The sequence below is a fragment of the Sphingobium sp. genome, assembly GCA_023266575.1.
Classification (GTDB): domain Bacteria; phylum Pseudomonadota; class Alphaproteobacteria; order Sphingomonadales; family Sphingomonadaceae; genus Sphingobium.
The window spans coordinates 453,510-472,490 of the sequence record JAHFPV010000002.1; the positions used below are offsets into that span (position 1 = coordinate 453,510).

The 18,981-nt window shown below is 61.7% G+C and carries 17 protein-coding genes; 11 read left to right on the plus strand and 6 right to left on the minus strand.

The genetic code is table 11. From position 1 onward, the window contains the following. Nucleotides 1-138: 138 nt before the first annotated feature. From Q0D44_RS04695 to Q0D44_RS04705, 3 genes are read left to right on the plus strand one after another with little or no spacing between them, the layout of a single operon-like run. A complete protein-coding gene (locus tag Q0D44_RS04695; RefSeq protein ID WP_294133110.1) occupies nucleotides 139-1,347 on the plus strand; it encodes an LL-diaminopimelate aminotransferase in 1,209 nt (402 codons plus the stop codon). 16 nt (nucleotides 1,348-1,363) lie between these two features. After that, on the plus strand, nucleotides 1,364-1,846 hold the full coding sequence (locus Q0D44_RS04700; RefSeq protein ID WP_294133114.1) for a DUF2721 domain-containing protein: 483 nt from the start codon (nucleotides 1,364-1,366) through the stop codon (nucleotides 1,844-1,846). Then, entirely contained in the window at nucleotides 1,843-2,412 is a 570-nt protein-coding gene (locus Q0D44_RS04705) for a (2Fe-2S)-binding protein (RefSeq protein ID WP_294133119.1), read from the plus strand. The genes Q0D44_RS04700 and Q0D44_RS04705 overlap by 4 nt, the downstream gene beginning before the upstream one ends. Here Q0D44_RS04705 and Q0D44_RS04710 read toward each other — a convergent pair. Genes Q0D44_RS04710 through Q0D44_RS04720 form a run of 3 tightly spaced genes read right to left on the minus strand, consistent with a single transcriptional unit; the run spans nucleotide 2,397 to nucleotide 6,360 of the window. After that, entirely contained in the window at nucleotides 2,397-3,206 is an 810-nt protein-coding gene (locus Q0D44_RS04710; protein WP_294133122.1) for a class III extradiol ring-cleavage dioxygenase, read from the minus strand. The genes Q0D44_RS04705 and Q0D44_RS04710 overlap by 16 nt on opposite strands. 60 nt (nucleotides 3,207-3,266) lie before the next feature. After that, nucleotides 3,267-5,828, minus strand: coding sequence for an HWE histidine kinase domain-containing protein (locus Q0D44_RS04715; RefSeq protein ID WP_294133125.1), 2,562 nt, complete (start codon nucleotides 5,826-5,828; stop codon nucleotides 3,267-3,269). Further along, a complete protein-coding gene (locus Q0D44_RS04720; RefSeq protein ID WP_294133127.1) occupies nucleotides 5,821-6,360 on the minus strand; it encodes a biliverdin-producing heme oxygenase in 540 nt (179 codons plus the stop codon). The genes Q0D44_RS04715 and Q0D44_RS04720 overlap by 8 nt, the downstream gene beginning before the upstream one ends. 243 nt (nucleotides 6,361-6,603) lie before the next feature. Between Q0D44_RS04720 and Q0D44_RS04725 the strand changes: the two genes are divergently transcribed. The 3 genes from Q0D44_RS04725 (at nucleotide 6,604) to Q0D44_RS04735 (ending at nucleotide 9,029) form a co-directional block, all read left to right on the plus strand. After that, nucleotides 6,604-7,500, plus strand: coding sequence for an RcnB family protein (locus Q0D44_RS04725; RefSeq protein WP_294133129.1), 897 nt, complete (start codon nucleotides 6,604-6,606; stop codon nucleotides 7,498-7,500). A 96-nt stretch (nucleotides 7,501-7,596) separates the two neighbouring features. Then, on the plus strand, nucleotides 7,597-8,280 hold the full coding sequence (locus Q0D44_RS04730; RefSeq protein WP_294133131.1) for a 2OG-Fe(II) oxygenase: 684 nt from the start codon (nucleotides 7,597-7,599) through the stop codon (nucleotides 8,278-8,280). A 278-nt stretch (nucleotides 8,281-8,558) separates the two neighbouring features. Next, nucleotides 8,559-9,029, plus strand: coding sequence for an RcnB family protein (locus Q0D44_RS04735; protein WP_294133132.1), 471 nt, complete (start codon nucleotides 8,559-8,561; stop codon nucleotides 9,027-9,029). Nucleotides 9,030-9,236: 207 nt separating this feature from the next. On the opposite strand, the gene Q0D44_RS04740 is transcribed toward Q0D44_RS04735, so the two are convergent. Continuing rightward, the gene (locus tag Q0D44_RS04740) at nucleotides 9,237-10,817 is read right to left on the minus strand and encodes a lysine--tRNA ligase (protein ID WP_294133136.1); all 1,581 of its coding nucleotides are present in this window, start codon (nucleotides 10,815-10,817) and stop codon (nucleotides 9,237-9,239) included. A gap of 128 nt (nucleotides 10,818-10,945) precedes the next feature. Here Q0D44_RS04740 and Q0D44_RS04745 point away from each other — a divergent pair, with 128 nt between their 5' ends. Genes Q0D44_RS04745 through Q0D44_RS04755 form a run of 3 tightly spaced genes read left to right on the plus strand, consistent with a single transcriptional unit; the run spans nucleotide 10,946 to nucleotide 14,648 of the window. Further along, nucleotides 10,946-11,314, plus strand: coding sequence for a PilZ domain-containing protein (locus Q0D44_RS04745; RefSeq protein WP_294133138.1), 369 nt, complete (start codon nucleotides 10,946-10,948; stop codon nucleotides 11,312-11,314). Between the two features lie 41 nt (nucleotides 11,315-11,355). Next, nucleotides 11,356-14,109: an ATP-dependent DNA helicase gene (locus Q0D44_RS04750; RefSeq protein ID WP_294133140.1), complete on the plus strand. Its 2,754-nt coding sequence runs from the start codon at nucleotides 11,356-11,358 to the stop codon at nucleotides 14,107-14,109. Further along, complete coding sequence (locus Q0D44_RS04755) at nucleotides 14,106-14,648, plus strand: histidine phosphatase family protein (protein WP_294133143.1); 543 nt, start codon at nucleotides 14,106-14,108, stop codon at nucleotides 14,646-14,648. Before Q0D44_RS04750 ends, Q0D44_RS04755 begins: the two co-directional genes overlap by 4 nt. A 6-nt stretch (nucleotides 14,649-14,654) precedes the next feature. Here the strand turns inward: Q0D44_RS04755 and Q0D44_RS04760 are convergent, their stop codons facing one another. Beyond that, nucleotides 14,655-14,993: a MerR family transcriptional regulator gene (locus Q0D44_RS04760; protein ID WP_294133144.1), complete on the minus strand. Its 339-nt coding sequence runs from the start codon at nucleotides 14,991-14,993 to the stop codon at nucleotides 14,655-14,657. Between the two features lie 456 nt (nucleotides 14,994-15,449). Here Q0D44_RS04760 and Q0D44_RS04765 point away from each other — a divergent pair, with 456 nt between their 5' ends. Both Q0D44_RS04765 and Q0D44_RS04770 read left to right on the plus strand, forming a co-directional pair. Then, nucleotides 15,450-15,854: a hypothetical protein gene (locus Q0D44_RS04765; protein ID WP_294133145.1), complete on the plus strand. Its 405-nt coding sequence runs from the start codon at nucleotides 15,450-15,452 to the stop codon at nucleotides 15,852-15,854. Between the two features lies 1 nt (nucleotide 15,855). Continuing rightward, nucleotides 15,856-16,884 (plus strand): hypothetical protein, encoded by a 1,029-nt coding sequence (locus tag Q0D44_RS04770; RefSeq protein WP_294133147.1) that lies wholly within the window; start codon nucleotides 15,856-15,858, stop codon nucleotides 16,882-16,884. Between the two features lie 35 nt (nucleotides 16,885-16,919). On the opposite strand, the gene Q0D44_RS04775 is transcribed toward Q0D44_RS04770, so the two are convergent. Continuing rightward, a partial coding sequence (locus Q0D44_RS04775; protein WP_294133150.1) for a restriction endonuclease occupies nucleotides 16,920-18,981 on the minus strand: 2,062 nt, incomplete at its 5' end.

The following is an 18,981-nucleotide window of genomic DNA, read 5'->3' on the forward strand; positions in this document are numbered from 1 at the left end:
ACCCTGCTCCTCCTGGCATCGTTTCTATGCGCCGCTTTCTCTGGCGCGTCGCCATCGGGCCGGTTATAGCCAGATTGTGACGCGGCAACGGCGCGACACGCACTATTCCTTACCTAGAGCTTTCAGGAAAGCCTTATAATGTCCGAAGAATTCTATCGCATGAAGCGCCTGCCCCCCTATGTCATCGCGGAAGTCAACGCGATGCGGGCCGCCGCGCGTGCGGCGGGAGAGGATATTATCGATCTGGGCATGGGCAATCCCGACCTGCCGCCACCGCCCCATGTCATCGACAAGCTGATCGAGGTGGCGCGCAAGCCCGACGCCCATGGCTATTCGCAATCGAAGGGGATTCCGGGCCTTCGCAAGGCGCAGGCGAACTATTATGGCCGCCGCTTCGGCGTTGATGTCGATCCGGAAACCGAGGTCGTCGTGACCATGGGGTCGAAGGAAGGCCTCGCCAGCCTCGCCACCGCGATCACCGCGCCGGGCGATGTCGTGCTGGCCCCCAACCCCAGCTACCCGATCCATATGTTCGGCTTCATATTGGCAGGCGCGACCATCCGGTCGGTGCCGACCACGCCGGACGATAATTATTTCCGTTCGCTCGACCGCGCCATGGCCTTCACCGTGCCGCGTCCGTCGATCCTGGTGGTCAATTATCCGTCCAACCCGACCGCCGAGACGGTGGACTTGGCCTTTTACGAGCGGCTGGTCGCCTGGGCGAAGGCGAACAAGGTCTGGGTGATTTCCGACCTTGCCTATTCCGAGCTTTATTATGACGGCAACCCGACGCCTTCGATCCTGCAAGTGCCGGGCGCGAAGGATATTGCGATCGAGTTCACCTCGCTCAGCAAGACCTACTCGATGGCAGGCTGGCGGATCGGCTTCGCCGTCGGCAACAAACAGCTGATCGCGGCAATGAGCCGGGTGAAATCCTATCTGGATTATGGCGCATTCACGCCGATTCAGGCAGCCGCCTGCGCCGCGCTCAACGGGCCGCAGGATATCGTGCAGAAGAACCGCGAATTGTATCACAAGCGCCGCGACGTGCTGGTCGAAAGCTTCGGCCGCGCCGGATGGGACATTCCCGCCCCGCCCGCATCGATGTTCGCCTGGGCACCGTTGCCGCCTGCGCTCAAGGACATGGGCAGCCTGGAATTTTCCAAGCAGTTGCTGACCCATGCCAAGGTCGCGGTCGCGCCGGGCGTGGGCTATGGCGAGGATGGCGAAGGCTATGTCCGCATCGCCATGGTGGAGAATGAGCAGCGGCTGCGGCAGGCTGCGCGCAACATCAAATCCTATCTCAAGTCGATGGGCGTCAATACGCCGGCCAAGGGCGCGGCCTGACGGTCGCGCCAGCGCCATGATCCCGCTGCCACAAGTCTCTCAGGTCGCGCAGACCATCCAGCTGGCGCTCGCCCCGGTGTTCCTGCTGGCGGGGATCGGCGCATTCCTGAATGTCTGCGTCAGTCGTCTGGCGCGGATCATCGACCGGGCGCGGACGGTGGAGGCGGCGATCCTGACCACGCGGGGGCGCGAGCATGACCGGCTGGTCAATGAAATCCGCGTCCTCGACAAACGTATGAGCGTGGTCAATATCGCGATCTTCCTGTCGGTCGCGTCGGCCTGCGCCGTCTGTCTGGTCGTCATCCTGCTGTTTGCGGGCAATTTGTTCGACGCGCATCTGGGGACGGCGATCGCGGTGCTGTTCAGTCTGGCGATGCTGTTGCAGGCGGGCGGCTTTGCGACCTTCATTCAGGAAATCCGGCTGGGATCGAAGATCATCCACGTCCGCAACGAAGTCTTGTATCACAAGGTCGAAACGGAAGAGCCGGACGCCGAATGACCCGCTTCACCGTCAACGACCGGCCGGTGCAATATCGCATGGACCCGGATACGCCCTTGCTCTGGGCGCTGCGTGATGCGTCGAACCTGACCGGCACCAAATATGGTTGTGGCACCGGCGACTGCGGTGCCTGTACGGTGGACATAGACGGAGAAGCGGTGCGGTCCTGCCAGGTGACGATCGGCAAGACCGAGGGCCGTTTCGTCACCACGATCGAGGCGCTGTCGCCCGATCGCGGCCATCCGGTGCAACAGGCGTTCGCCGCCGACAATGTGTCGCAATGCGGCTATTGCATCCCCGGCATGATCATGGCCGCGTCCGTGCTGCTGCGCCGGACCAATGATCCCAGCGATGCGGAGATTGACGCGGCGATCACCAATATCTGCCGCTGCGGCATCTATCCCCGGCTGCGCGGTGCGATCCGCCGGGCGGGGCGGATCATGCGGGGGGAGGATACGGGTATCGGCGAACAGGGTGCCGCCGCCCCGCCGCCGGGCATTACGCCGGAGGAGGCTGCCCGCACCGTCCCGGCGCTGGGCAGGCCTGCGCCTCAGCCGAAGCGATAGCCCGACACCGCCCAGCCTATCACCATGCTGTGATGGTCGCGCACCGCAGGGTCATCGCCGCCCGCCCCCAGTGCGACCATCAGCGGCAGCAGATGCTCCTCGCGCGGATGGGCGAAATGGGCGTTGGGCAGGCTGTCCCACGCGATGACGCGCGCGGCCCGGTTGGCCGGATCGGGATCGGTCACCGCCGCCGTCAGCGCATTATCCCACACCTGTGATGGCGCGGTCGCCTGCGCTCCGCGCACGCGCAGATTGTGAAAGCTCATGCCCGATCCGACGATCAGCACGCCTTCGTCGCGCAACACGGACAGCGCGCGCCCGGCGGCGACATGGGCGGCGGGGTCGAGATCGTGGCGCAGCGACAGCTGGACCAGCGGAATGTCGGCATCGGGCAGCGCGACCTTCAGCGGAATGAACACGCCATGGTCCCAGCCGCGCGCCGCCTCCTGCGCGGTCGCAAAACCTGCATCGGCGAGCAGTGCCGCAACGCGCGCGGCCAAATCCGGCGCGCCTGGCGCGTCCCAGCGCAGCGTGTAGGTGTGCGGGGGGAAGCCATAATAGTCGAACAGCAAGGCGGGCCTTTCGCCGACATGGACGGTGAAAGCCGCCTCCTCCCAATGGCCCGACACCAGCAGAATGGCGCGGGGGCGTTCGGGCAGGCTGGCGATCAGCCCGGCCAGATAGTCCTGCATCGGCTGCCACATCGGATCGCTATGTGGATGGTCGGGGTCGGCGGGGTCCATGAAGAAGCAGGGACCACCGCCATGGGGGATGAAGAGGCTGGGCTGTGTCATGCCCAGCACATTGGCGCGCGGGAGAACAACCACAACGGGCAAGCGCGAAACATTCCGTTTCTAGCGGGTCCGATCGACCAGCGGCGTCATCGCCTGCGCCAGGGTCGCGCCCGAATAGGGCTTTTTGACCAAGGTGACCCCGGCGAAGCGATCCGGCAGTTCCAGCCCGTCGCCATAGCCGGTCGCAAACAGGAAGGGGATGCCGCGTTCGACCAGCAGGTCCGCCACCGGCATACTGGTTTCAGCGCCCAGGTTGAAATCCAGCACGGCCAGATCAATGGGCTGCTGCTCGACCGCTTCCCGCGCCCGCGCGACGCTGGCGGCGGTGGTTACGTCCGCGCCCAGATCGCGCAACGCATCCTCTCCATCCATGGCGATGATCATATTATCCTCGACCAGCAGGACGTGCCGACCTTTCAGCAATTCAGGCGTCGCGGCGATCACGGGCAGCGGGCGATCCGTGCCGACGACATCGGGCAGCACAGACACGACATGGACCGAAGGGATGCAGAAATGCGCCTCTATCCCGGCCAGACGGTAGTGGATTTCGGCATGGCCATCCAGATCATATGGGATGGAGCGCTCGATCACGGTCGATCCAAAGCCGCGCCGCGTCGGTGCTACGACCGCCGGGCCGCCGCTTTCGGTCCAGTCGATCAGCAGGCTGCCATCCTGATCGACATGCCAGTCGATCGCCACTGTGCCATTGTCCGACAGCGCGCCATATTTGGCGGCATTGGTCAGCATTTCGTGGATCACCAGCGCCATGACGGTGAAGCAGCCCGGCGTCAGCAGCACATTGGGACCGGACAGGCGCACCCGATCGCGCCGCTCGCCCAGATAAGCGCCCGCCTCCACCTCGATCAGGTCATAGAGGCGCGCGGGACTCCAGCGGTCGGCGGTGATCTGGTCATGGGCGCGGGCCAGCGCATGGACGCGGCTTTCGAGCGTGCCGATAAACTCCTCGACCGTCACGGTGCTGCTGCGCGTCTGGGACAAGAGGCCACGAATGAGCGCCAATATGTTGCGTACCCGGTGGTTGAGTTCGGCGATCAGCAATTCCTGCTTCTCATGCGCGCGCTGCCGCTCCGCATCCGCTGAATCAGACAGGCGCAGCACCACTTCCAGCAAGGCGGTGCGCAGCGCTTCGGCGACGCGCAATTCCGCCGGGGCAAACGGCAGCGCAGTCCCCTTCACCAGTTCAGACCATTCCTCAAAACTTTTGCGCGGGGTCAGGCGCGGGCCGTTGGGGCCATATTCGATATGCTTTTCCTGATTGCCCGCCCAGCGCACGGCGCGCAGCTGTTCGGCGCGGAACAGCACGACATAGTCGCGGGGTCGGCGCGACAGGGGAATGGCAAGCAGCCCGGCGGCGCGATCGGCATAGGCCGCCGCTTCGGGCAGGACGCGGCTGAGCGTATCAGTGGTATAGACCTGGCTGGCGGCGACGCGGTTGAGCATCGAGACGATCCCGGCAAAGGTCGCCTTGTCCGGGGTCAGCCCTGAAAAGCTGATCTGTCCGTCAATATAGACGCCCACGCCATCGGCGGGGATCGTGTCGAAGATGATGTCGCCCAGCCAGCGCGCATTGGACAGCAGGTCATGATCCTGCGCCACGGCCGACATCAACCGGTCGGCCACTTGCCGCGCCTTGCCCTCATAGGCGGCGGTTTCGGCGCGCTCGCGGCTTTCCAGCATCATCGAGAAGATCTGGCCGAACAGTTCCGCCGCGCTGCGCTGGGCAAAGGTCGGCAGGCGCGGGGCATAATGGTGGCAGGCGAACAGCCCCCACAGCCGCCCTTCGACAATGATCGAGATGGAGAGCGACGCCCCCACCCCCATATTGCGGAGATATTCGATGTGGATCGGCGAGACGGCGCGGGTCAGGCACAGCGACATGTCCAGCGCCGCGCCGGTCGGATCCAGCGTGGGGACGACCGGCACGGGCACCGCCTGCACATCGGCGATGACGCGAAAGATGTTGCGCAGATAGAGGGCGCGCGCCTGCACCGGAATGTCGGATGCGGGGTAGTGCAGACCAAAGAAGCTGTCGATGCCGGGCCGCAGCGCTTCGGCCACCACCTCGCCATCGCCGCCATCAGCGAAGCGATAGACCATCACCCGGTCGAACCCGGTCAACGCCCGCACCTGCCGCGCCCCATCGCGCAGGAAGGCGGTCATGCCATCGGCCTGCCCCAGCCGCGCGACCATCGCGCGGACAGTGCTGCTGGCCTCCATCTCGTCCGCGCTGGCGGGTTCCGCCTCTATCACCACAAGCTGACCGGAAAAATGGACGGCGACATCGAACGGCGTGCCGCCCGTCATCAGCGGCAGGGAGAAGATGCGCTCGACCGAATCGGGGCCACGCAGCAGGGTGATGCGGTTGCGCAGCGTGTGGATGGCTTCGCCATCAAACAGCGCGCTGACCGGCTTGCCCAGCATGTCGTCGGGGGACAGGCCGATGAACGCGGCGCTGTTGGCCGACACGCGCGATACCAGCCAGTCGGCGGTCAGCGCGATCAGGAAACCGAATGGCTGGACCGTACCCAGCACATGGATCGGTTCCCGATCGCAATTGGTGAGGTTGACGGCGAAATCCGCGCCGCTGCCGCCGTCAGCCATGGGCGGCAACCGGTTCGGGCCGGGCGGCTGCGGCAAAAAGGGCGAAGGCCGCCTGCGCGCCCTGCACGGCGTCGTCCAGCCAGCCTTCGCCCCCTTCAGCGGCGGCCTGATCAAGCGCCTGCTGAAACGCGACCCAGCCGCCCTTTCCATGGACGGCCGACAGATAGGCGCGGGGCAGGCCCGGCGCGACCTGACGCGCCAGCATTGCGCCGCCCAGGCGCGAACCTTCCAGCGCATAGAGCAGCCCCCAGCGATAACCGTCCCGGTCGGGATCAGCGAGCGACAGGGGCGCAGGCATGGCCATATCCATCGCCGCCAGATCCGCCGTGATCAGCGGCAGGCGTGGCGATGCGGGGCGCGCAACCGATTCGAGTGCGCCCAGCGCACGGGCATGAGCTGTCAGGAAGGCAGCATAATGGCTTTGCGAATCAAGTTGATAGCCCGAAAACAGCGTGTCGACACGGTGATGGCTGTCGCTCGTCGCTTCGCGCAGAGCCTGGCGGACGCCGCTGACATTGGGAGATTTCTTCACTCGGCAGTCCTATAGAGAGGGCAGGCACCCTGCACTGATCTGGATCAGCTTTTGACCCGGTTCTGGCCATTTTTAACGGACAGAACGATACGAACACGGAACAACGCGCAAAGCCGAAATTGGGTTCATTACGCCCGGCGATTCTTTCAGCAAGCTGACGGACAGGTTCAGAATTGCGACATCGCGCGCCATCTAGAAGGGCGGCATGAGGGGGCAGAAGGTTCCCGCAAACAGAAAGTCACGATGATGTTCAGGAAGATGATGCTGACGGGACTGATGGCCGCAACGCTGCTGAGCGGTGTCGCGCCAGCCTATGCCCAGAGCAATGAGAATGGCCGTGGCAATCGCGGCGACCGTGCAGAACGCGGTGGGGCAGACCGTGGCGGAGCGGACCGTCAATCCTATCAGTGGCGCGGTAACGGGCAGCGGCCGATGGGCGGCGACGGGCAGCAGGTGCAACGCTGGCAGCAGCGGCAGGACCGCGCGGTAGCGCAGGCACCGGTGCAGCAGGCTCCCGTCCAGCAACCGCGTGCGGATCGTCCGTGGCGCAACCCCGGCAATCCTGCGGTCGTGCCAGCACCGGCGCGGCAGGACGCACGACAGGACAGACGGGATGATCGCCGCAATGACCGGCAGGACTATCGCCAGGACCAGCGTGCCGATCGGCAGGACTGGCGCAACGATCGCCGCGACGGTCGGCAGGATTATCGTCAGGACAGGCGCGACGACCGGCGCGATGATCGTGGCTGGAGCGACAATCGCGGCTCGGCAGGCAATTGGAATAATGGCCGCCGCTATGACGACCGCACCCGCTGGAGCAACCAGCAGCGTTGGAACAATGGCTGGCGACAGGACCGGCGCTATGACTGGAACAGCTATCGCAACCGCTATGGCAACCAGTATCGCATGGGCCGCTACAACGCGCCGCGCGGCTGGGACTATGGCTATCGCCGCTTCTCCGTCGGCATCGTGCTGAGCAGCCTGCTCTATTCCAACAGCTATTGGCTGAACGACCCCTATGCCTATCGCCTGCCGCCCGCGTACGGCACGCTGCGCTGGGTCCGCTATTATGACGACGCCATGCTGGTGGACATTCGCGACGGCTATGTCGTCGACGTGATCCATGATTTTTTCTGGTAGCACGCCTCCCTGAAGTGGCCTTCAGGAATACTGGCCCCGGTGCGGCGACGCGCCGGGGTCTTTTCATGGCACTGGCCGCTGTGGCAGGAGGGCCGCATGACAGACGGTAACGATGATGGCGGCATCGCTTCGCCCACCCGCGCGGCCATAGGCGCGCAGGTGCAGGCGCGGCTGGAGCGCAACCCGATGGTCAGCCGGATCGACGCGCCTGACCTTGCCATCTATGGGCGGCAGGATTTCCTCAGCCCAGAAGAATGCGCCGATCTGCGCGCGATCATCGATGCGGGCGCGCAGCCTTCGACGCTCTTTTCCGGCAGCGCAAACGCCGATTATCGCACCAGCCATAGCTGCAATCTCGATCCGTTCGATCCATTGATCAAGGCCATCAGCGACCGCATCTGCGCGCTGACTGGCCTGCCCGCAGACCATGGCGAAACATTGCAGGGCCAGCGCTATACCAGCGGCCAGGAATATCGGCTGCATTGCGATTATTTCCCGGTCACCGCCGACTATTGGCCCGCCATGCGCGCCACTGGCGGTCAGCGCAGCTGGACCACGATGATCTATCTCTCCCCGGTCGAGGCGGGGGGCGAAACTCATTTCCCCCAATGTCAATTCATGGTGCCGCCGGTCGAGGGAATGATCCTGATATGGAACAATATGAACGCCGACGGCGCGCCCAACCGGTTCAGCCTGCACGCCGCCCGGCCAGTCGAACAGGGCACCAAATATGTCGTCACCAAATGGTTTCGTGAACGGCCCTGGGAACCGAGGGCGTGATAGACTTGGATTAAATCCCCGCCGACCGTTCGTTTCGAGCGAAGTCGAGAAACTTAGCGCGCTGGTTTCTCGACTTCGCTCGAAACGAACGGATCGGGGCGCAGGTGTCGCGCTCTCCACCTCATCCCCTCGTTACACTTTGCGACATAAATGACTGAAAACTGACAGCTTCATTCGCCGGGCGTTCAGGCGCGCTGCCCCATATCTCCTTGTGTTGGCGACAGGAACCCGATCCAGCCGGACAGGGTTCAGCCGCCAGAGGAAATAGGAGATATGCTATGCGTAAACTGATCATCCTGGGCCTGCTGGCCGCTACGGTGGCGCCCAGTGTCGCGTCCGCCCAGTCCTATGGCGAAGCGCGCCGCAGCGAACGCAACCTGCGTGAGGAGCAGCGGGAGCTGCGTCAGGCCCAGCGCTATGGCGACCGCCGCGACGTGCGTGAAGAACGGCGCGATGTCCGCGATGCCCGCCAGGAAGCGCGCGAGGACTGGCGCGACTATCGCCGCAATCACCGCGATGTCTATCGCGGCGGCAACTGGCGCGCGCCCTTCCGCTACAATCAGTGGAATGTCGGCGTCCAGCTTCGCCCGGCCTATTATAATTCGCGCTATTATATCGCCGATCCCTATCGCTATCGCCTGCCCCGTCCGGGCGTGAACCAGCGCTGGGTACGTCATTATAACGATGTGCTGCTGGTCAATGTCCGCAACGGGCGCGTGATCCAGGTGCATCGCGGCTTCTTCTGGTAAGACGCCTGCATAAAAAAACAGCCCCGGACAGCAATGTCCGGGGCTGTTTTTATGGATGTTTCCCCCCAACTTGGCCGCGCCGCCCGTTGCCGGGCAAGCGCGGCCGATGGCACGCAGGACGCACCATCAGTCCGAAAGGGGGGTGGACCGTTGCGCAGAACGCGCGTCCGCCCGAAAAGTTCCGCTTTTCTGCGAAAAATCCGCGATTCAGGCGGCTAATGCCTGCGCAATGAGCTTGCGGCTGTTATCAATGCCATAGAGGGCGATGAAGCTGCCCATGCGCGGTCCCTGGTCCGCGCCCAGCAGCGTTTGGTAGAGCGCCTTGAACCAGTCGCGCAGCTCGGCAAAGCCGAACGCCTCATCCTTGCCGATGGCATAGACGATGTTCTGGATATCCTCCGCGCTGGCGTCCGCCGATAGCGCGGCCAGCTCTGCGTCGAGCCTGCGCAGCGCCGCCGCTTCACTGGCGTCGGGCGCACGGCGCTGGAGGGTGGGTGCCACAAAATCGCGATGATAGGCCAAGGCATGGCCGATCAGCGCGTCCAGTTCGGGATAGGTGTCCGGCGAGGCGTCCGCGACATAGTTGGTGAGATAGCCCCACACCTGATCCCGGCTGGCATCGCCCATCACACCCACCAGATTGAGCAGCAGCCCAAAGGTCACCGGCAACCGGCCTTCAGGCAGCTTGCCATCATGGACGTGATGGACCGGATTGCCGAGCTGCTGTTCGATCGCCTGATTGGGATAGTTGACCCGGAACTGCCAATATTCGTCCACCGCGCGCGGGATGACGCCCATGTGCAGCTGCTTGGCCTTTTTGGGTTCGCGATAGGCGTAGAAGGCCAGGCTTTCCTGCGGACCATAGGTCAGCCATTGTTCGAGGCTGAGGCCATTGCCCTTGGACTTGGAGATTTTCTCGCCCTTTTCGTCGAGGAACATCTCGTAATTAAAGCCTTCGGGCGGGCGGGCGCCCAGCGCGCGGCAGATTTTCGACGACTGGGTGACCGAATCGATCAGATCCTTGCCCGCCATCTCATAATCGACGCCCAGCGCGACCCAGCGCATCGCCCAGTCGACCTTCCATTGCAGCTTGGCGCCGCCGGACAGGATCGACTGCTCGATCATTTCACCCTCATCCTCGAAGCGGATCAGGCCTGCCTCGGCATCGATCACCTCGACCGGCACCTGCAAGACGATGCCGCTCTTGGGACTGATCGGCAGGACGGGCGAATAGGTCGCCTGCCGTTCCTTGCGCAAGGTCGGCAGCATGATGTCGAGGATCGCCTGATTGCACCGCAGCACCTGCCGCAGCGTATCGTCAAACGCGCCCGCCTGATAGCGTTCGGTCGCGGAGACGAATTCATAGTCGAAACCGAAGCGGTCGAGAAATTCGCGCAGCATCGCATTATTGTGATGGGCGAAGCTTTCAAACTTGCCGAACGGGTCCGGCACCTGCGTCAGCGGCTTGCCCAGATGCTCCGTCAGCATCGCCTGGTTGGGGACATTGTCGGGCACCTTGCGCAGCCCGTCCATATCGTCACTGAAGGCCACCAGCCGCGTGGGAATATCCGACAGCGCATGATAGGCGTTGCGCACCATCGTCGTGCGCAGCACTTCGTTGAACGTGCCGATATGCGGCAGGCCTGAGGGACCATAGCCGGTTTCAAACAGGATATGGCCTTTGTCCGGCGCGCCATTGGGATAGCGCTTGAGCAGCTTGCGCGCTTCTTCATAGGGCCAGGCCTTGGCCGCCAGTGCGGCGGTACGGAGAATATCTGTCGCGGTCATGATTACGCCCCCTAGCCCCGGACAGGCCGAAAAGAAACGTCCTTCGGTAGCAAATCTGCGTTAAGAATCGTTCGCACATTAGGGTTTCATTAACCCTGACCGTCGATAATCGGGTTTCTGGAGGCACCATGCACAGCTTGCGCACCCGCGAACGCATCGTGGTCGAGATTGCCATTGTCGTCACGACCGTATTGGACAGCCTAGAAGGCATGATCGTCGATTTGAGCGAGGGCGGCGCGCAGGTAGTCGGTTGCACCCTGCCAGCAGGCTCTTCGTGCCAGATCGACCTGGACGGGCATATCACTTTCGGCACGGTGCGCTGGTCCGAAGAGGATCGCATGGGCATCCGTTTCCCCTATGAGCTGAATGAAGGCCCGCTTTACGACCAGCTTGAACTGGCCCGCGCTGCGCTGCGCACGCCTGTAGCATTTCAGCCGCGCGTACGCGCGATGGCCGCAAGCAGTGGCGGTGGCGGTTTTGGCCGCCGGACGAGCTGAAACAGGTTTTCCTTTTGTTCCCGCTCGCTTAAACGGGGCGGGTGATTAATCCTGCATCCCTGCCCGCTCTCCACGCCAGCCATGGCGGCATCTGGTTGCGCGAAGGTGGCCGCACGCAAGGTCTGGCCAAGGGACAGGCGATCGGCCGGGCGGCGGAAACGCCGGTACTGCTGCTCAATGCGCCGCTGACTGGCCAGCGGCTGGGCTATCCCGATCTCAATGGCCTGGACCTGCTCGAGCTCTGGGCCTTTCTCCACCCGGCCCGCTTCCTGGTCCCCACGCCCAAGGGTTTGGCGCAGGCGCTTGGCCTGCCGGTGCCGAGCGCGGAGGCGGATATTCCCGCCCTGCTCCAGAGCGCGGCGCAGGCGTTGCTCGACCGGATCGAATCGCCGGACTGGCGCGAGCGGGAGGGGGGCTGGACGTCGGCGCAGACGCTGCACCGGCTGCGCTGGCCCTGGTCGCCACTCGTCGCCCCGCGGATCGCCAAGCCCAAGGAAGCCGAGCGCTGGCTCTTTTCCAAGCTTCCCGAATGGGAGGAAGCGCAGCCCCGCCCCGCCCCGCGCACCGTGGTGCTGGATGAAGCGCAGGTGCTGGCGCAGCTCGATGCGTTGACCGGCGCGGGGGCGGAGGCCCGGCCCGGCCAGCGTGCCTATGCCACCGCCGCGATCAGCGCCTTTCGCCCGCGCGCGCATCGCGACCAGCCCAATATGTTGCTGGCGGAAGCCGGCACCGGCATCGGCAAGACATTGGGCTATCTCGCCCCCGCCTCGCTCTGGGCAGCGCAGGCGCAAGGTACGGTGTGGGTGTCAACCTATACCAAGGCGTTGCAACGCCAGCTCGATCGCGAATCGCTGCGCCTGTTTCCCGATGCGATGGTGGCGGCCAAACGGGTGGTGGTGCGCAAGGGGCGGGAAAATTATCTCTGCCTGCTCAATCTGGAAGATGCGTTGCAGGGCGGCTTTACCGGGCGTGCGGCGATATTGGCGCAGTTGGTCGCGCGCTGGGCGGCGTTCAGCAAGGATGGCGATATGGTCGGCGGCGACTTGCCCGGCTGGCTGCCCACTTTGTTCCGCCGCAACGGCTCCACCGCGCTAACCGACCGGCGCGGGGAGTGCATCTATGCAGGCTGTCCGCATTACCGCAAATGCTTCATCGAGCGGTCGGCACGTGCGTCCGCCGATGCGGACATCGTCATCGCCAATCATGCGCTGGTGATGATCAACGCCGCGCGCGGTCGCGAAACCGGGCAGCGACCGCAGCGCATCGTGTTCGACGAAGGGCATCATCTGTTCGATGCGGCGGATTCGACCTTCTCCGTTGCCCTGTCGGGGCAGGAGGCGATCGAGCTGCGCCGCTGGATCATGGGACCGGAGGGCGGATCGCGCGGGCGACGACGCGGCCTGTCGGCGCGCCTGTCGGACTTGGCCAGCTATGATGTCGAAGGGGGAGAGGCGATCCGCGCCGCCGCCGACGCGGCGCTCGCTTTGCCCGCTGATGAATGGCTCAAGCGCGTGGTGGCGGGGGAGCCGTTCGGGCCGCTCGAAGCCTTGTTCGGTGCGGTGCGTGGCACTGTGTTTGCCCGCGCCGCCGACACGGGCGAGGCGGATGCGGGCTATGGGCTGGAGACCGAACTGGCCGCGCCTGATGGCCCGCTGGTCGAGGCGGCACAGGAGGCCGCGCTGGCGCTCGATGCGCTGCTGCGCCCGCTGACGCATTTGTCGCGGCGGCTGGAAGCGGTGATCGAGGACGCGCCCGATTGGCTGGATGGCGCGGCGCGGGCGCGGATCGAGGGGGCGGTCGCGTCGCTCGGCTGGCGGCGCGACCTGATCAGCGCCTGGCTGGCGCTGCTGGCGCGGATCGGCGGGCCTGCTGACCCCGACTATGTGGACTGGATGACGGTCGACCGGGTCGAGGGGCGCGAATATGATATTGGCATCCATCGCCACTGGCTCGACCCCAGCCGTCCGCTCGCCGAAACCGTGCTGAAACCCGCGCAGGGGGTGATCGTCACCTCCGCTACGCTCAAAGGCGGGGGCGACTGGGGCAATGCGGAAAGCCGCAGCGGCGCGACCCACCTGCCCCATGGCGCCGGGCGGTTCGAGGCAAACAGCCCGTTCGACTATGCCGCGCGCGCCGAAGTGCTGATCGTCACTGACATCAAGCGCGGTGATCTGGCCGCGCTGTCGGGTGCCTATGGGCGATTGATCGAGGCGGCGGGCGGCGGCACGCTGGGGCTGTTCACCGCGATCCGGCGGCTGCGCGCGGTCCATGCCCGCATCGCCGACCGGCTGGCGCGCGCAGGGCTGCCGCTCTACGCGCAGCATGTCGACCCGATCGACACCGGCACGTTGGTCGACATTTTCCGCGACGATCCGCGCGCGTCGCTGCTGGGGACGGACGCGCTGCGCGACGGGGTGGACGTGCCGGGCCATTCGCTGCGGCTGGTGGTGATGGAGGGGGTGCCATGGTCCAAGCCGACGGTGCTGCACGCGGCCCGACGGCTGGCGAACGGGGGCAATGCCTATGACGACCGGTTGATCCGCGCGCGGCTGGCGCAGGCATTCGGTCGCCTCATTCGCCGGGCGGAGGACAAGGGCAGTTTCGTCATCCTGTCCGCCGCGATGCCGAGCCGCTTGCTGAGCGCCTTTCCGCCAGGCACGCCGATCCGCCGGGTGACACTGGACGAGGCAATCATTGCCGTCAGTGTCGCTTCGCGGCGCGAATCCCTTGGCGAAACGACGCCCTTAGGGCATCAGGGACACGAATCCGGCCACAGCCATCTGGAGAGAGAATGAAGCGGCTGACCCTGTTGCGCCACGCCAAGTCCGACTGGGACGATCCGGTGGCCCGCGACTTCGACCGGCCCCTGAACCACCGGGGCGAGAAGGCGGCGCTGTTGATGGGGCAATTTGCCGCCCGGCGGCAGATGCAGTTTGACGCGCTGGTCGCATCCCCCGCCGTGCGGGTGGTGCAGACGCTGGAGACGTTTTTTGCAGGCTTTGGCGAGACGCTCGACGCGCGCTGGGACCGGCGCATCTATCTCGCCTCCTCCCCCACCTTGTTCGATGTCATCCGCGACCTGCCCGACAGCGCCGACAGTGCGCTGCTGACCGGACATAATCCGGGGCTGGAGGAATTGATCCTCGACCTGGTCCCCGATGACGGGGCCAATCCGCTGCGCGAGGATGTGGAGGTGAAATTCCCGACCGCCAGTATTGCGGTGCTGGACCTTGCCATCGACCGGTGGGATCAGGCGCAGGAGAATATCGCCACGCTGATCAGCTTCACGCGCCCGCGTGACCTGGACCCGGCGCTGGGTCCGGGGACGCGCTGACGCGGCCTATTCGCCGATCGCGCGGGCCAGCGTCGAACGGATCGCCTGCAACTGGCTCAGCACGTCGTCGGCCGGTTGGGCAGGCGTGTCAGGCACGCTCGTCCCATTGCCATCGACCAGCATCTTCTGCGCGCCCTTGACGGTAAAGCCCTCGACATTGAGCAGGTCGTGGATACGGCGGGCCAGCGCCACGTCGGCGGGGCGGTAATAGCGGCGATTGCCGGAGCGCTGGAGCGGGCGCAGCTGCGGGAAACGGGTTTCCCAATAGCGCAATATATGTTGGGGCAGACCCAGTTCACCCGCCAGTTCGCTGATGGTCAGCAATGCACCTTCTGCCTTTTTCATGACAGCAATGTTGCACCCTAAGACCCGCCAAGGTCAACCATGGTAAACTACGGATTAACGTGGAAAACGCCTATCTTCGCACCATCGCGGCTCGGCGACCGCGCGCCCGCCTGCTTGATGGTGACCCCTACGGGCACCCGGTAATCATAGCAAGGTACTGACTTTACATCTATATTTCTTGGATGCGCAATTTTGATACCATCACAAATGCCATCTGTCCATTAGGTTTAAATAGCTAATTGACATCGCACAGCACGAGAATTGCCTATCGGGTAGGCCGATTGATCGATCGATGGCTTTAGATTTGCGGAAGCATCTGTTGAAATTTAACGGGTATATCTACCACAACATGATCAGATCCGACTGTAAACCTCACAAGTCGGTCATTTAGAGGCTTAAGGCCGAGGAATGCACGCCTGCCAAAACCCGCCAACGCCAAGAACGCTTTGACAACACTTGGCCTTTGCATCAATGACGCATTTGATGGGGATTATTCTAACGTTTTCAGGTTTGCCAGCTAGCTGTCCACCGGCTCCGCGTGATACAAACGCGATCGGCCCAGTTTTTCGTGTGCTCCACAATGGCAACACGGTAACGGCATATGATTGGCTTTCTCACCAAGCGCGTGGGGAGGTATTGAAGCCGGGAATGGACCCTTGTCGCTTCGCCTCGCTATCGCTGTTCAAGGACCCGTCCGTGGTGAAGAAGTACAAAAATCTCAAAGACAAGACCCACGCCGCCGAACTTCATATCCCAGCGGATGTCGGCGCGCACACCACTAAGAAGAACGGCCATGTCGATTTTTGGTGTGCCGATGGGAACGTCGTTTCTGGCTATGTAGCTCAGATAGTGAGTATCTGATATGGCGTCAGTCCACACCAAGGCGCAATTTGAGCAGGTTTTGTTTTATTTAGATGGGCCACAACTTATTTCCTTGAGCATGGGGGACAAATCCAAGGTCGTTGCGGTCGCAACCGATAACATTGCACGCCGAGGGTTCTTTGGGGCCAAGGTCAGCATTCACCAGTTTAGTGAATATCTGAACGAGCGGTTCGACCTTCGTTTCCTAATGGCTTATCCAGATCGTCACACTTGGTTTGAGTTCGACCTACCGGCGGACAACGGCGATTTGGTCGATTTAACACCTGTCGAGTTAACCAAAGCTCGTATCAACTCATTATTGCCTGATCACGGGCTTTTTGCACGAGATCATAGCGAAGACTATCAATCTATTGTATTTCCCGAGCAATCAGTTCAGCGTTTTAACGTAGATGGCAAGTGGGATATGAAAGAGTTTGGAAAATTTCACTCATACGTATCTGATCTTTACTCATTAAGCCGTAGCATCGACTTGTTCATCGATGAACAAGTCGAGATTGACCGAAAACGCAAAGTTATGGAGTCTTTTGTAAAGCCTTGGGAGGGTGGAGGAAGCTACTATGGCTTCTTCCGTTCGCTAGGGGCGGCTGGCGGACGGGACTACCGACCAGACATTAAGGCTATACACTGGGCGTCACCTGGCCATATCGACATTGTCGGTGAGCATGAATCTTTCGAAAAGCTGAAGAATTTGCTTCGTCACTACGGTAAGAATCGTAAGGCTATCGTGGATAACTACGAACACCTCTGGTCATACCTCCATGAAATGAAGCTATTGAAATCAAATTCAAAACACTTGGATCGCAAGTCGGCTATCGCCATTGAAGTTGGAGTGCGAGCTAAGCTACTTTCACGGTCTTTAAATATCACTTCTTATCGAACGATGAAGAAGATGGCAGGGAATGATACAGTCGTTGCAGGTAAAGTTCTTCTTGCAGCTCAACGCCGTACTGACAAGTTGTATAAGTTTTTCATCGAAGGGCGCGCTGCTATTGTAGGTGAGGTGATATAGCTGCCCTCTGTCTACTGGTCGTTGTGATCGGGAGATTATGGATTAGGTTTTGCTACCACAGTGTCATAAAGACCGTATTGGGTCAGCCCTTGGTGGCTGTCGATGCCAGTATAGCGCAACGATGCTTCTTCATATCGGCGGAACGCGAACACAGCTGCGTTCATTCGCTCGGTGTTGAACACGTTAAGCCGGACAAGAAGGTGAAAGTCCTCAATGGTCAGACCAGTCACTGTCATAAACAGTTCTGGTTCAAGTTTGCGAATGATGTCCTGTAGATTGTTTTCACGGTAATCGGTGAGATACATAAAGGCTGGAATACGAGTCGCGAATTTTATCAATTTTTTTTGAACCTCTTTACGAAGCGATTTATATTCACGTTCCTCGTCGCTCAATTCCTTTTTTTCTTTTTCGGTTTGCTTACCATCCTTGGCTTTGTTTTTTAAGTCTTTGACCGTCTCGGCCTTGTTGATGATTGTCTCGATAACATTGTCGCCCAGCTCGCGCCAACCTTCGATCCGCCCCACTGCCGCCATCGCTTCTTCGTTTGAAAGCACTCGGCGCAGCGTGTCGTTGTCCACGTTCACAAGCATGGCTGATTCCCACTTGCGCGCGAGCAGCGTGCCGGTGGTGCCGGACATTGCGTAATCTAAGATTTCGCCTGCATCCAACTGCTTCAAGATCGCCCCGTCATGCGCCAGGACTGGAAGGAAGGACACCAGATCACGCACTGCATTCTCAGGGTTCGGCTCGCTGGGAGACAGGGCGATGCCATAGTCTGAAAGCTGACGCAGCGCTCGCGTTGGTGCGAAATCGAAGACGAAACAAACGGGTTTCAGCACATCCTCACGGTTCGGATCGTCGCCATCGGGATTCTTGATCGACCAAGGGGACTGAACTCGGAAGGCTGCCTGAAAATAGGTTTCAGGCGATTTCAGGTTCCGCAGCATGAGGATGGAAGACCATTGCGGGACGGTGACCCCGGTGGCGAGCTTGCCGCAAGAAATCGTAATCGACTTGCTCTCAAAGCCGCTGCCGATAGCGTCTTTAACCGGCTTCAATGCCGCCAAACCCATGCCCGCTCCGCCACCAGCGGCCATGATGACTTTGTATTCATGCCAAAAGACATTCTGCTTTTCTTCCAGTAGGTTTTTCATGGCCTGACATGAAGCGACATTAGGAAGAAACCAGAAGGCATGTTGGAGATAGGGCAACAGCCGCGCATTTTCGTATGGGAAGGGAGCTTTTGTGCCTGTTTTCAAATTCTCGATAGTCTGCGGATTATAAGACCCGCGAATGATGTTCAGCCATTTCTGCACATCATCCTTGTGCTTGAAGGTCGCGAGCACACCGGTCCCACTGGCAGAAAAAAATTCGTTCAGGTCAAATTCGTCAAACTCACCAGCGCTTGCGATGGCTGTCAGCTCTTCGGGCATCTGGTAGGTGAACAGGCTGAGCATGGGCAGCGCGCCATATGGATTCCGCTCTCCCGGATACGCGGTAGCGAAATCAGCCTTGGCGCGCTGTTCGTCGGTATAGGTCCAGTTGAAAATCTGCTCTTCGATAAACTCGCCTGTGGCCAGCGCCTTGAACGGTGTGCCGGAGAGATAGAGATAAGCGCGCGCCCTAATCGGCAAGAATTCGGATTCCGGTTCCAGAGGCTGTTGCAAATCAGCAGCTTTGGCATTGAGCCTCTCAATCTCCTTTTCAGTTCTGGGCGATAGTAGAGCCTCTTCGCGAGCAATAGAGTCTTCTTCGCCCTCGAAAAGCTCTTTGGCGCTGTCCCGCCATGCCCCAAAATGATACTCGTCGAAAACCACCAAATCCCAATTTACAGAGTGAATCCACTCGTTCTTGAGCTTGATGTTGCCCAAGACATCGCGTCCGAGAAGGTCTTGAAATGACCCGAAATATACAAGCGGCTTGCTGCTATCATATTCGACCGATCCGTTTCCGGCATTCTGCGAACGATACTGCCATCCATCGAAAGCAACATGGTTTTCCAGGTCGGATTGCCAAGCATCCTCGACGGCGGGCTTAAAGGTAACCACCAACATTCGCTTAGCGGCCATTTTTTTGGCGAGTTGGTAGCTCGTAAAG

Bases quoted from the DNA above. Each gene is read 5' to 3' on its own strand.
- Q0D44_RS04770 (WP_294133147.1), top strand. From the start codon at position 15,856: ATGGCGTCAGTCCACACCAAGGCGCAATTTGAGCAGGTTTTGTTTTAT.
- Q0D44_RS04755 (WP_294133143.1), top strand. From the start codon at position 14,106: ATGAAGCGGCTGACCCTGTTGCGCCACGCCAAGTCCGACTGGGACGAT.
- Q0D44_RS04710 (WP_294133122.1), bottom strand. From the start codon at position 3,206: ATGACACAGCCCAGCCTCTTCATCCCCCATGGCGGTGGTCCCTGCTTC.
- Q0D44_RS04760 (WP_294133144.1), bottom strand. From the start codon at position 14,993: ATGAAAAAGGCAGAAGGTGCATTGCTGACCATCAGCGAACTGGCGGGT.
- Q0D44_RS04715 (WP_294133125.1), bottom strand. From the start codon at position 5,828: ATGGCTGACGGCGGCAGCGGCGCGGATTTCGCCGTCAACCTCACCAAT.
- Q0D44_RS04725 (WP_294133129.1), top strand. From the start codon at position 6,604: ATGATGTTCAGGAAGATGATGCTGACGGGACTGATGGCCGCAACGCTG.
- Q0D44_RS04740 (WP_294133136.1), bottom strand. From the start codon at position 10,817: ATGACCGCGACAGATATTCTCCGTACCGCCGCACTGGCGGCCAAGGCC.
- Q0D44_RS04730 (WP_294133131.1), top strand. From the start codon at position 7,597: ATGACAGACGGTAACGATGATGGCGGCATCGCTTCGCCCACCCGCGCG.
- Q0D44_RS04745 (WP_294133138.1), top strand. From the start codon at position 10,946: ATGCACAGCTTGCGCACCCGCGAACGCATCGTGGTCGAGATTGCCATT.
- Q0D44_RS04735 (WP_294133132.1), top strand. From the start codon at position 8,559: ATGCGTAAACTGATCATCCTGGGCCTGCTGGCCGCTACGGTGGCGCCC.
- Q0D44_RS04700 (WP_294133114.1), top strand. From the start codon at position 1,364: ATGATCCCGCTGCCACAAGTCTCTCAGGTCGCGCAGACCATCCAGCTG.
- Q0D44_RS04695 (WP_294133110.1), top strand. From the start codon at position 139: ATGTCCGAAGAATTCTATCGCATGAAGCGCCTGCCCCCCTATGTCATC.
- Q0D44_RS04705 (WP_294133119.1), top strand. From the start codon at position 1,843: ATGACCCGCTTCACCGTCAACGACCGGCCGGTGCAATATCGCATGGAC.